General features: G+C 72.2%; 9 protein-coding genes. 8 read left to right on the top strand and 1 reads right to left on the bottom strand.

The window, feature by feature from the left end:
• Positions 1–152: 152 nt before the first annotated feature.
• Entirely contained in the window at positions 153–680 is a 528-nt protein-coding gene (locus ACGF5O_RS05470; RefSeq protein ID WP_393808970.1) for an RNA polymerase sigma factor, read from the top strand.
• 2 nt (positions 681–682) lie between these two features.
• Positions 683–1,516: a hypothetical protein gene (locus ACGF5O_RS05465; protein WP_393808598.1), complete on the top strand. Its 834-nt coding sequence runs from the start codon at positions 683–685 to the stop codon at positions 1,514–1,516.
• Positions 1,517–1,563: 47 nt separating this feature from the next.
• On the opposite strand, the gene ACGF5O_RS05460 is transcribed toward ACGF5O_RS05465, so the two are convergent.
• Positions 1,564–4,890, bottom strand: coding sequence for a S8 family serine peptidase (locus ACGF5O_RS05460; RefSeq protein WP_393808597.1), 3,327 nt, complete (start codon positions 4,888–4,890; stop codon positions 1,564–1,566).
• Between the two features lie 211 nt (positions 4,891–5,101).
• Here ACGF5O_RS05460 and ACGF5O_RS05455 point away from each other — a divergent pair, with 211 nt between their 5' ends.
• From ACGF5O_RS05455 to ACGF5O_RS05430, 6 genes are all read left to right on the top strand, one after another.
• Positions 5,102–5,566, top strand: coding sequence for an NUDIX hydrolase (locus ACGF5O_RS05455; protein WP_393808596.1), 465 nt, complete (start codon positions 5,102–5,104; stop codon positions 5,564–5,566).
• A 244-nt stretch (positions 5,567–5,810) separates the two neighbouring features.
• On the top strand, positions 5,811–7,586 hold the full coding sequence (locus tag ACGF5O_RS05450) for a TIGR03767 family metallophosphoesterase (RefSeq protein WP_393808595.1): 1,776 nt from the start codon (positions 5,811–5,813) through the stop codon (positions 7,584–7,586).
• Positions 7,587–7,683: 97 nt separating this feature from the next.
• The gene (locus ACGF5O_RS05445) at positions 7,684–8,100 is read left to right on the top strand and encodes a YciI family protein (protein ID WP_362583065.1); all 417 of its coding nucleotides are present in this window, start codon (positions 7,684–7,686) and stop codon (positions 8,098–8,100) included.
• 58 nt (positions 8,101–8,158) lie between these two features.
• Entirely contained in the window at positions 8,159–9,304 is a 1,146-nt protein-coding gene (locus ACGF5O_RS05440) for an RNA polymerase sigma factor (RefSeq protein WP_393808969.1), read from the top strand.
• A gap of 310 nt (positions 9,305–9,614) precedes the next feature.
• Positions 9,615–10,817 (top strand): glycosyltransferase, encoded by a 1,203-nt coding sequence (locus tag ACGF5O_RS05435; RefSeq protein ID WP_393808968.1) that lies wholly within the window; start codon positions 9,615–9,617, stop codon positions 10,815–10,817.
• 165 nt (positions 10,818–10,982) lie between these two features.
• Positions 10,983–12,425 carry a DMT family transporter gene (locus ACGF5O_RS05430; protein WP_393808594.1) on the top strand — a complete coding sequence of 481 codons (1,443 nt, stop codon included), beginning with the start codon at positions 10,983–10,985 and terminating at the stop codon, positions 12,423–12,425.
• Positions 12,426–12,471 lie beyond the last annotated feature (46 nt).

Below are 12,471 nucleotides of genomic sequence, written 5' to 3'. Positions count from 1 at the left end.
GGCCGTCGTACCGCAAGCTGTGCTGCGCCGCGCGCCGGTGTGACGTACGCCTCGGAGGCCCCCGGGACACCGCGCGGAAGATTTCCGGGAACCGGGGCGAACGTTTCCGGGGACTGCGGCGTCGTAGGAGAAACGCGGTGAGGGGGTGGGTTGTGCTGCGCAGAAAGGCCCGCCGCGCCCAGGGGGACGAGCACGGTGATCCTCTGGACGCGGACCAGGAGCGCCGGGTGCGGGCGGTGCTCGCGCTGGGCGGCGTACCGCAGGCGGACCTGCTGGACGGGGTACAGCAGGTACGTCTGCGGTTGCTGGAGCGGGCCGCGAGCGGCCAGGAGGCGCCGCGGGACGTGTCGGCGTGGGCGGCGGTCGTCGCCTCCCGGCTCGCCATGGACTGGCACCGCGCCAAGCGCCGCCAGGAACGCCTCGGCGAACGGCTGGCCTCCCTCCGCCAGCCCGACCACGCCTCCGGCGAGGACAGCAGACTGCTCTCCGTCGCTGTCGCCCGCGGTCTGGACGAGCTGCCGGACGCCCAGCGCCAGATCCTCGTCCTGCGCTTCTACGCCGACCTGCCGGTACGCGACATAGCAGGGGAGCTCGGCATCCCCGAGGGCACGGTCAAGAGCCGGCTGCACACGGCGGTACGGGCCCTGCGCGCCCGCCTGCACGAGGACGAGGTGGTGTGAGCATGACCGCCGAACACGACGCACACGACGCACACGACGCACACGACGAACACGACGAGTACGACGAGTACGGCGGCCGGGCCGGACGCGACGGCCGGGCCGACGACTTCGACGCCCTGTTCGCCGTCCTCATGGACGAGCCGCTCACCGACGGGCAGCGTGCCGATGCCGCCTTCATGGCCGAGCACCGGGCGGCCTCCGCCGACGTGGCGCTCCTGCGTGAACAGATCGGGGTCATCGCGGACACCCTGGGCGAGCCACGCCCGCAGCCGCAGCCGCAGCCGCAGCCCCAGCCCCAGCCCCATGTCCGTCCGGCCGGGCGCCGCAGGCCGTGGCAGCACCCCGGTGTCCGCGCGCTGGGCTTCGCCGGCGCTCTCGCGGCCGCGTTCGCCTCGGCGGTGTTCGGCCTCGGCTGGCTCGTGTCGAACGGCGCGGACAGCAAGAGCGCGGGCAGCAGCGCCGACAGCGCCGCCGGCAGCACGGCGGGCGGTGCCAAGGAATCCCTCGACGGCGCCCGCTTCCTGGCCTGCGCCCGGCTCGTCGTCGAGGGCACGGTGACCGGAGTGCACGAGGTCCCGCACAGCGGCCGGGAACGCGTCACCCTCAAGGTGACCCGTGCCTACAAACCGGCGAAGCCCGCCGAGGAGGTCGACGTCCTCTTCGAGGCCGACGCGGACAGCCGGATCCGGCAGGGCGCCCTCGTCCTGGTCGTCGTCCGGGCCGGGCAGCAGGTGCCCGACCGGTACGCGGTCGGGGAGACGCGGATCGCGGCGGAGCGGTCCTGGATCGTCCGCGACCTGCCCGAGTCGCGGACCCTGACGTGCCCGGACAGCTGAAAGGGCGGGCGCCCCGCAGGACGCCCGCCCCCCAGCACCGGACTTCGTTACTGCGTGACCTTCTCGATCTGCACGCTGGCGACGCCCGCGACCGTGCCGCGCGCGTTGACCAGCTGCACCCGGCCGAAGAACTCACGTCCCTCGGGGGCCGCAGCGGCGGCCGTGACCTGGCCGCTCACCGTGGCCGAGGCGCCCGTGGGCAGCGGGACCGGCGTCGTCGAGTCGACCGTGACGGAGCCGAGCGCGGCGGAGAAGAACACGTCCCGGTAGTCGTAGTCGGTGGAGCCGGCCGGGACCGAGTAGCCCACGACCTCGATCGTGTAGGTCCCGGCGGCCGGCGAGGCGATGGAGACCGCCTCCTCCGAGTCGCCGTCGGCGGACTGCGCGACCTGCTTGCCGGACGCGTCGTACACGGTCAGGTCCAGGTCGGCCGAGGCGTCCGACACGTTGCCGATCGCCACGTCCAGGGAGTTCGCGCCCGCCGGGACGGTCACCGTCGTCGTCTGGGTCTCGCCCTCCTTGATGGCCGGGCGGGCCGTCTTGGAGGAGCCGAGCGGGCCGCCGACCAGCGTGCCGTCGAGGGCGGCGAACCTGTTGGTCACCTTCCAGGAGGCGGTGACCGGCGTGCCGACCTTCGCCTCGGGCACGGTCACGGTCTCCGGGTCGAAGTCCGCGCCGAGCACGGTGACGCCCAGCTTGTACGGGTTGTCGAGCAGCGGCGAGGTGCGGCGCGCCTCGACCTCGATCTCCCAGACCCCGGCCTGCGGGTCGGCGTACGAACGGACGTCGGGCGTGCAGCCGTTGCCGTTCAGGTAGTTGTTGTAGCAGTACGGGGTACCGGTGTTGTCGACCGGAGTGCCGTACGGGTGGATGGCGATGAACCGCGTCTGGCTCTTGTCGGCCAGCCCGCTCATCGCGACCTCCAGGGAGGTGGCGCCCTCGGGCACGGTCACGAAGTACGACGTGGAGCTGTTGCGCTGCACCGAGCCCGACGCCGCGTAGGTGTAGTGGACCGGGTCCGACACCACGACCGTCGTCAGGATCTGCTTGTCGACGCCCTCGGTCCGCGGGTCGTCGACCTCCAGGATCGCCGACTTGATGCCCGAACTCTTCGGCTTCGCCTGCACCTTGACCGTCACCGGCCGGTTCAGCGGCAGGGTCACCTCGTCGGAGCCGAGTATCTTGAAGGTGTGCCCGGCGTTGTTCGCCAGGTGCAGCTCGTGCCGGATCGCCTTGTCCGCGCCGGAGGTACGGGTGATCGTGACGTCGTACGTCTTCTTCTGCCCGGCCTTGAGACCGCCTTCACGGTCGTACAGCCCGGTGCCGAAGCCCGGGGTCTTCAGCGCGTAGTCGATCGCGGTGTCGACGGGCGCCTTCACCGTGTAGTCGTGCGCGGTGGCGTGGTCGCGGATGGACTCCCACGCGTCGACGATGTCGATCCGGCCCGCGCCCTCCTCGTACGCCTGCACGTCCTTGATGTGGTGGGCGGTGGAGGTGAGGGCCGTGCGCAGGTCGGCGGGGGAGAGGGCGATGCCCTTCTCCTTGGCGGCGCTCAGCAGCAGCGCGCTCGCGCCGGCCGCCTGCGGGGACGCCATCGAGGTGCCCTGGAGCATCGAGTAGCCGGCCGGGAGCGAGTAGCCCGCCTCGGCGACCGGGGAACCGGGCAGCCAGGTCTGGGTGGAGTTGATCGCGGCGCCGGGCGCGACCAGCGTGGGCGTGAAGCCGCCGTCCTCGCGCGGGCCGCGCGAGGAGAAGGGCAGCAGCTGGTACTTGGTGGTCACCTGGGAGCCGTAGTTGGCGGCCCAGGTCTCCTTGGAGATGGCCGCGCCGACCGAGATGACCTTGTCGGCCAGACCCGGGTCGCCGATGGTGTTCGCACCCGGGCCGGAGTTGCCGGCCGAGATCACCAGCTGCACGCCGTAGGTGTCGATGAGCCGCGTGTACAGCTCCGCGCGGGCGTTGTTGCCGTCGTTCAGCGCCGGGAGGCCGCCGATCGACATGTTCACGATGTCCACGCCCCGGTTGGCGACCAGGTCGATCATGCCCTCGGTGAGGGCGACGTTGGTGCAGCCGCCGGTCCAGGTGCAGGCCCGGGACGAGACGATCTTCGCGCCGGGGGCCGCGCCGTTCATCTTCCCGCCGAACAGGCCGTTGGCGGCGGTGATGCCGGCGACGTGGGTGCCGTGCTCGGACTCGATGACGCCGATGTTGACGAAGTCCGCCGTCTTGCCGACCCAGGTCCCGCCGTACGGGTCCATCGGGACGTCCTTGCGGATCTGCACGACGAACGGCTGCCGCTCGACGACGTCGGTCGCCGGGTTGTCGGTGCCGAAGTAGCCGACCTGGTAGCCGTCCTTGTACGGCTTCATCGGCGTGTCGTCGGAGAAGTCGTTGTTGTTGTTCAGGTCGACGGTGACCGTGCCGGCCGCCGGGTCGTAGAGCACGCCCCAGCTGTCCGTGGTGTCGCCGTCGCGGTTGGCGTCACCGGCCGCGTCGCCGCCCGTGGTGTACGACTCCTTGAAGGTGCTGATCTCGTACGACCCGGCGGGCGCCGTCCAGGTTTTGCCCGCGTAGCTGAAGCTCGGCCCGGACACGGCCGTGACCATCGGCCGCCAGGTCTGGTCGCTGTCGACGATCGGGTCGGTCGCCGTCACCCAGTCGACGATCTTCCGCTCGCCGGTGGTGGTCTTCTGCAGCGCCGGGTGGCCGAGGTCCACGCCGGAGTCCAGGATGCCGATGGTGATGCCCCGGCCGTCCGCCTTCGGGTGCTCCTTGACGAAGTCGACGGCGCCCGTCTCGAAGGAGGGGTTGTAGGGGTTCACGGCGGGGGTGTTCTTGTCCGGCCCCGAGTAGGTGCCCTTGGCCGTCCTGGCGCTCCTGGCCGCCTCGGCGCTCTTGGCGTCGGAGCCGCTCGCCGTCGGGTCGTCGAGCCGGATCTCCTGGCGCAGGTCGATCGCGTGCACCGAGGAAAGCTTCGCGGCGGCGGCGATCGCCGAGTCAGCCCGCCCGGTGGGGACGGTCGCCCGGACGTAGCCGAGCTTGTCGTACGTACGGCCCACCGAGCCGCCCTTGACCGCGTCCAGCTCCTCGGCGACCTGCTCGGTCTGCCCCGGCGCGGTCGCGACCATCATCGTGACGTTCTTGGCGCCCGCGGACTTGGCCTCGGCGAGCAGTTCCGCGTCGTCCGAACCGAGCTTGTCGTGGGCCGACTTGACGCCGGGGTCGGCGGTGGCGGCGGACGCGGTGGCGGTCGCGGCGGCGGCCAGGGGTACCGGCCCGGCGGCGGAGAGCGCGGCCACGACACCGACGGCGACGGCTATTCGGCCCAGGCGTCTGTGGCCCGGTATCGGGTCGTGCTGGGGGCTGAGGGTCATCTGCATCCCTTGTAGGTAAAGGAACGAGCATGGAGCGGCCGGAACTTGGTCAAGTACCGGCACGTAGGCGCACAGCTTTACCCAACGGAACGGTCTTTTGGGAACGTTGACCGAATCGATATGAACGTATGGGGAAAACCCCCTATCTGTGCCCTTGCCGTGGGAGGAAATCCCGTTGGCCGCGGGCCGCCGCACGCCCTACCGTGCCGACGTGCGCGAGAAGCTCAGGGTGGCGGCCTACGCCGTGTGTGTCCGTGACGACCGGATCCTCCTCGCCCGGTCACCGGCCGACGACGGCACACCCGAATGGGTCCTGCCCGGCGGCGGCATGGAGCACGGCGAGGACCCCTACGACACCGTCCGCCGCGAACTCGTGGAGGAGACCGGCTACCGCATCGAGGTGACCGGTCTGCTCGGCATCGACTCCTTCCACCAGCGCTTCACCCGGGGCACCCTGCTGTCCCGCACCACCGACCACCACGGCGTGCGGATCATCTACTCCGGCGAGATCGTCGGCGGCGAGCTGGCGAACGAGGTGAACGGCTCCACCGACATGGCCGCCTGGCACGACCTGGACGACGTACCGGACCTGAGGCACATCCGGCTGGTCGACGTCGCCCTGCGGCTGTGGCGGGAGCGGCCGGCCGCGGGACGGTTTGCACAAGAGCAGTCGTAAGCACCGGAGACCCTCCCCTACCCCGGCAGATGAACGCGGAGTAGCCGGGCCAGGGCCGCCCGCAATCCGCTCCATGACCGGTCCCCACCTCACCTGATCCACGTACGGTGATCGGCGCTGCGCGTTGCCGCCGCGTTCACGCGCAGGTCACCCCCGGTGCCAACGATCCACAGTGAGCGGGAAGTTCGCGGAAGCGATCGCCCGTGACCACTGCCGACGCGTTCGTACTCGGGGAGATCGCGCCATGTCGCGCATACGCTCTGTCGCCACCTCCGCGGCCCACAAGGGCCGCGAGGCACTGGAGATCAACCGCCGTACCGTGCTCGCCGCCGCCGGAGCCGTCTCGCTCTCCGCGGGCGTCGGCTACGCACTGCGTCCCACCGACAGCGAGGCCGCACCCGCCGCGGCCGAGGAGCAGCCGGTCGCCGAGGGCCGCAAGGCCCCCGCGGCCGCCCTCGCCCCCTACACCAAGGGCACCACCCTCGCCTCCGTCGCCGCGCCCCGCAACAGCTCCGGCTACCAGCGGCTCGGCGACGGCGCCGGCTGGTCGCGCGTGCTGCGCTCCGACCTGGCCGCCGCCAAGTCGGGGCGGGAGAACCGCCGAACCGCCCTCGCCGCGTTCGTGCAGTTCACCGACCTGCACCTGATGGACGTCCAGCACCCGCTGCGCCTGGAGTACGTGCGCGTCCACGACCGGCACGCCTGGCGTCCGCACGAGGCGCTCACCGTGCCCGGCGCGGTCTCGCTCGTCGAGCGGGTCAACGCGCTGCGCGGCGCCCCGGTCACCGGCTCGCCGCTGCACTTCGTGATGACGACCGGCGACAACACCGACAACAACGCCCACTCCGAACTGGAGTGGTTCATGAAGGTGATGAGCGGCGGCCGGATCACCCCCAACACCGGTGACCCCAAGCACTACGAGGGCGTCCAGAACAGCGGGATGAAGCTGTACTGGCAGGCCTCCTCGACCGTCCGCGACCAGGACAAGACGCTCGGCTTCCCGCACCTCGCGGGCTACCTGGCCGCCGCGATCCGCGAGGTGAAGAGCCCCGGCCTCAACCTCCCCTGGTACTCGACCGTCGGCAACCACGACGCCCTGCCGCTCGGCTGCTACGGCTCGCACGCCGACCCGTACCTGGTCCAGGCCGCGGTCGCCGGCAAGAAACTGATGTCGGTCAGTGACGCCGACGCCAAGAAGCTCCAGGACGCCATCCACAACGCCCAGGACCCCAAGGGCAGCGGCTACCGGGACTTCCTCAAGGCCCACGCCCGGTCGATGCGCTCGGTCACCGCCGACGAGAAGCGCGCCCCCTACACCCCCGCGGACTACCTCAAGGCCCACCTGGACCCGGCCTACCAGGGCCTCGGCCCGGTCGGCCACGGCTACTCCAGCGCCAACGTGGCCGCGGGCACCCAGTACTACGCCTTCCGCATCTCCGACGACGTCATCGGCATCAGCCTGGACACGACGGACGCGGGCGGCCACTACGACGGCTCCATCGGCTCGGTCCAGCTGGCCTGGCTGGAGAAGACCCTGAAGGAGAACAAGGACTCCTACGCGGTCGTCTTCAGCCACCACACCAGCCAGTCGATGACCAACACCCGCCCCGACCCGGCCCACCCGAGCGACCGCCGCCACACCGGCGCCGAGGTGGTCACCCTGCTCAACCGCCACGCCAACGTGCTGGCCTGGGTGAACGGCCACATCCACCGCAACCTCGTCACCCCGCACAAGGCCTCCAACGGCAACACCTTCTGGGAGATCACCACCGCCTCGCACGTCGACTACCCGCACCTCGCGCGGATCGTCGAACTGGTGGACAACAAGGACGGCACGATCTCGCTCTTCACCACCCTGATCGAGTCCGCCGCCCCGCACCGCACCGACTTCTCCGACCTCTCCCAGACCGGCCTCGCCGCCCTCTACCGCGAGCTGGCCTTCAACGCTCCCGGCGCAAGCAAGGCCCTCGCCGGGAACCCGACGGACCGGAACACGGAGCTGGTCTTGAAGAAGGCCTGAAAAAATCTTCGGCGGTGATGTCGAGAACCCGTGGCCGGCTCCGTCCCAGGGGTGAAGGCGGCCACAATGGGTCGCACGAGCACCGAGGAGAACCACCATGGCCAAGTACCTGCTGCTCAAGCACTACCGCGGCGCCCCGGCCCCGGTCAACGACGTGCCCATGGACCGGTGGACGCCCGAGGAGATCTCGGCCCACATCCGGTACATGAACGACTTCGCGGCCAGGCTGGAGAAGACCGGCGAGTTCGTCGACGGCCAGGCCCTCGCCCCCGACGGGCTGTGGGTCCGCTACGACGGCGAGGGGCGCCCGCCGGTCACCGACGGCCCGTTCGCCGAGACCAAGGACGTCATCGCCGGCTGGATGGTCATCGACGTGGACAGCCAGGAGCGGGCCGTCGAGCTGGCCGGTGAACTGTCGGCCGCCCCCGGGGCGGGCGGCAGGCCCATCCACGAGTGGCTGGAGGTGCGCCCGTTCCTGACCGCGCCGCCCACCGTCACGGAGTCCTGCCACTGATGCCGGACTACTGATGCCGGACGACTGATGCCGGACGACCGATGATGGGCGAGTGATGATGGACGAGGTCCTGCTCAGGAGCCTCACCCCGGGTGTGCTCACCGTCCTCGTCCGCCGCGGAGCCGACTTCGCGGCGGCCGAGGACGCCGTGCAGGAGGCCCTGGTCGAGGCGGTCCGGGTCTGGCCCGCCGACCCGCCGCGGGACCCGAAGGGCTGGCTGGTCACCGTGGCCTGGCGGCGGTTCCTCGACGCGACCCGCGCGGACACCGCCCGCCGCAGGCGCGAGGACCGCGTCGACGACGAGCCGCCGCCGGGACCCGTCCCCGCCGCCGACGACACCCTCCGGCTCTACTTCCTCTGCGCCCACCCCTCCCTCACCCCCTCCGCCGCGGTCGCGCTCACCCTGCGCGCCGTCGGCGGCCTCACCACCCGCCAGATCGCCCGCGCCTACCTGGTGCCCGAGGCGACCATGGCCCAGCGCATCAGCCGCGCCAAGCGCACGGTCTCCGGCGTGCGCCTCGACCAACCCGGCGACGTCGCCACCGTGCTGCGTGTTCTCTACCTGGTCTTCAACGAGGGCTACTCCGGTGACGTCGACCTCGCCGCCGAGGCCGTCCGGCTCACCCGGCAGCTCGTGGCCGGGATCGACCACCCCGAGGCCGCCGGGCTGCTCGCCCTGATGCTGCTCCACCACGCCCGGCGGGCCGCCCGCACCGGGCCCGACGGCAGCCTGGTCCCCCTCGCCGAGCAGGACCGCGGTCGCTGGGACACCCGGCTGATCGCCGAGGGCGTCGGGATCCTCCAGGGGGCCCTCGCCCGCGACCGCCTCGGCGAGTTCCAGGCCCAGGCCGCCATCGCCGCCCTGCACGCGGACGCGCCCACCGCCGGGGAGACCGACTGGGTGCAGATCGTCGAGTGGTACGACGAACTCGCGCGGCTGACCGACAGCCCCGTCGTCCGGCTCAACCGAGCGGTCGCGGTCGGCGAGGCTGACGGGCCCCGGGCCGGCCTCGCCGCGCTCGCCGAGCTGGACGCCGCCCTGCCCCGGTACACCGCGGTCGCCGCCTACCTGCACGAACGCGACGGAGACCGGACCACCGCGGCACGCCTGTACGCCGAGGCGGCCCTGAAGGCCCCGAACCTCGCCGAGCGCGACCACCTGACCCGCCGGGCCGCCCGGCTCAACGCCCGCCGCGACGCGTGACATCGTCGCGCGTCCGGGTGGATCGCTTGCCGATTTTTTGCCGTCGGCAAGGCTCGTACGGAGGGCGCGCGAGTGCCGGACACCCCCGTAAAAGTGCAGGTCAGGAGGGTGGCGGCGAGGGAAGCGGAACGATGTCGGCGGGAGCGCGTCCCGCGCATGCCGCGTAAACGAACCCGACTTCGACACGAGACACTCCGTTCATCCGAATGAAACGTCCGTACCGCCTCATATCGGCTAACCCGCGGATCCCGGGGATGGCTCGATCTGGTGCAAGGCTGGTGGTCGTGTGAGCGCTCGGCTCGGACTTCGTGTGCTCTCGGTCTACGAGGGTTTTTTCTCCGGGGGAGCCCGGATCGTGCACAGTGATGTGCTGCTGGGCCTGGTAGAGGGCGGACAGCAGTGGCATCGGGTGCTGAGTCTGCACGGTGAGGTCCACCGAGAAGCCACCACGCAGCGCATGGAGGACGACGCGTGTTACCGGGCGCTTACGGCCGGTGGCATCGAGGTCACCTCCCTCGGCCGCAGCGCAGGACTCGTGGACGGCACCGTCGCGGCATCGGTTTTCAGCGGCCCCGAGCTGGCCGATACGGCACGGGCCATGGCCGGCGCCGACGTCATCCTGTCCCTGAAGGAGCAGCCGCTCGCGCTGCTCAACCAGGCCGGGCTGCCCCGCCGCCCCGTCGTCGTCTGCCTGCACCGGTCCGACCCGGAGAACCAGGGCGAGGCGCTGGACGAGCTCAAGGCCGCCATCGCGGACGGCACGGTGGTCGCCTGCGTGTGCTGCGCCGAGTCCACCCGGGACGCGTACGAGGCCGCCGGGATCCCCGGCGAGCTGCTGCACGTGATCCCGAACGGCGTCGACCTGCTCCGCTTCCGGCCGGACGCGGCGCTGCGGCTCGCCTTCCGCGAGTCCCTCGGCATCCCCGCCGGCGCCCCGGTGGTCGTCTTCGCCGCCCGGTACGCCGGCATGAAGAACGTGCCGCTCTTCCTGCGGGCGGCACGGGCCTGGCTGGCCCGCGAGGGCGGCGGGCACGTCCTCATGTGCGGGGCCGGGATGACCGAGGACAACCCCGCCCTGTGGGCCGACATCGAGGTCGCCTTCGGCGCCGACCGGGCCGCCCTCGGCGACCGGCTGCACCTGCTCGGCGTACGGCACGACATGGAGACCGTCTACGCCGGCTCCGACGTCGTCGCCCTCACCTCCGCCTCCGGCGAGGCCGCGCCGCTCTGCCTCATCGAGGGCATGATGTGCGGCGCCGTCCCGGTCACGACGGACGTCGGCGACAGCGCCTCGATCGTCGAGGGACACGGGTTCGTGACGCCCTTCGACCCCGACGCGATCGCGTTCGCCTGGTCGGCGGCGGTGGCCGACCGGGAGCTGTTCGCTCCCGCGCTGGCGGCGAGCCGCGAGCGGTTCAGCCGTACCCGGATGATCGCCGCCTACGCCGACCTGCTCGACCACGTCGTCGGCGACGTCCGCGACGAGCTGCGCCCGGGCGTCGGCGGGCAGTAGTGCCCCGCCGTCCCGCCTCACCCGCGCCGCGGGCGAGGCGGGACGGGACGGGACCGTGGTACAGCCTGCTGTACCCGGGGTTGGGGTGCGTACGGCAGTGATCCGCGGGCGCGGCGCTGGTGTGCTGGCAGTACCCACCGCCCCACCCGAGGTTCAGCCACCACCATGCGTACGAAACTGGACGCGGTCTCCGGTGCCGCCGTCCTGGTCACCGTCCTCGCCTTCTCCGCCACCGCCCCGCTGACCGCCTACGCCGCGGCCCCCGCGTTCGCGCTGGCGTTCGGCCGCAACGCCCTCGGGCTGCTGACCCTGGGCCCGGCCTTCCTGCTGGCCCGGCGCCGTGAGGTGCACCGCGTGTTCAGCGGGGAGCGCGGCCTGGTCCGCAGGGAGCAGCGCAGGGCGGTCCTGTTCGGGCTGGGCGCGGGCACGGCGCTGGCCGTCCACTTCGCCACCTTCATGACCGGCGCCCAGCTGACCAGCGTGGCGATGGCGACCGGGCTGGTGGCCACCCAGCCGGTGTGGCAGGCCCTCATCGCGACCGCGCAGGGCAGACGCCCGTCCAGGGCCGCGTGGACGGGGCTTGCGGTGTCGGTGGCCGGTGCCGTGGTGGCGAGCGGCGCCGACCTCGGCACCGGGGCGCGGGCGGTGACCGGGGACGTCCTCGCGCTCGCCGGAGCGGTCGCGCTGGCCGCCTACACCGCGCTGAGCGAGGAGGCCCGCCCGGACGTCAGCACGCCGATGTACTCGGTGCTCTGCTTCTCGGTGTGCACCGTCGAGATGCTGGTGCTGTGCCTGGTCACCGGGACCTCGCCGGTCACCTTCACCGCGCAGGCCTGGTACGCCCTGCTGGGCCTGCTCCTGCTGCCGCAGCTGCTGGGCCTCTTCTCGCTGAACTTCGCCCTCGGCCGGGCCCCGGCGACCGCGGTCAGCGTCCTGCTCCTGCTGGAGGCGCCGGTGGCGGCGCTGGTCGCCTGGGTCTGGCTGGGGCAGTTGCCCACCGGTGCCGCCTGGCCCGGACTCGCCCTGATCATGCTCGGGGTGGCCGTCGTGGTGGTCGGCGACGCGCGGCGGGCGCCGGCCGCGCCGGAGCTGCCGGGGCACGCCGGCGCCGGTCTCCACACCCTGCTCCAGCACCCGATACTGGCGGCGGCTCCGGCCGACGACGTCTACGACGGGATCTGGCGCGACGCCCGGCTGGGCAGGATCGCCGAGGCGGAGCACGCCATCCGGCGGTCGGAGAACCACGCGGTCCGCCTGCACGGTGCTAAGTCGGCCGAGGCGACCCACTGGATCGAGGTCCGCGCCCACGTCGCCCATCTCACCGGCGACGGCCGCCTCGCCGTGCACCTGTGGCTGAGCGCGGCCCGCTTCCACGCGGATCCGCCCCGGCGGGACACCGCACGGATGCGGGGCTGCCTGGAGCGGGCCTTCACCGAGTGGCGGCTTCTGCGCGACGACGGCGCGGTGCGTGAACTGGGGCCGGCGCTGCGGCAGATGTACGCGAGCCATCCGCACGATCCGCGCGAGGGCCGCCGGTGGGTCGGCGGCGTGCGGGAGATCGACGCGCGCCTCGCCGCCCACGGGGCGGCTCCCGTCCCTCACGAGTAGCCCGAGGCCGTCGGTTCCCCTCCGAACCGGCGGCCTCTTCCGTTGT

This window comes from Streptomyces sp. NPDC048291 (assembly GCF_043201715.1).
Taxonomy (GTDB): Bacteria; Actinomycetota; Actinomycetes; order Streptomycetales; family Streptomycetaceae; genus Streptomyces.
Note: the sequence above shows the minus strand (reverse complement) of the source record. Positions and strands in the feature narration are given on the sequence as shown.

Coding starts and splice junctions, on each gene's coding strand:
- ACGF5O_RS05430 (WP_393808594.1), top strand. CDS start 10,983: ATGCGTACGAAACTGGACGCGGTCTCCGGTGCCGCCGTCCTGGTCACC.
- ACGF5O_RS05465 (WP_393808598.1), top strand. CDS start 683: ATGACCGCCGAACACGACGCACACGACGCACACGACGCACACGACGAA.
- ACGF5O_RS05460 (WP_393808597.1), bottom strand. CDS start 4,890: ATGACCCTCAGCCCCCAGCACGACCCGATACCGGGCCACAGACGCCTG.
- ACGF5O_RS05450 (WP_393808595.1), top strand. CDS start 5,811: ATGTCGCGCATACGCTCTGTCGCCACCTCCGCGGCCCACAAGGGCCGC.
- ACGF5O_RS05445 (WP_362583065.1), top strand. CDS start 7,684: ATGGCCAAGTACCTGCTGCTCAAGCACTACCGCGGCGCCCCGGCCCCG.
- ACGF5O_RS05440 (WP_393808969.1), top strand. CDS start 8,159: ATGGACGAGGTCCTGCTCAGGAGCCTCACCCCGGGTGTGCTCACCGTC.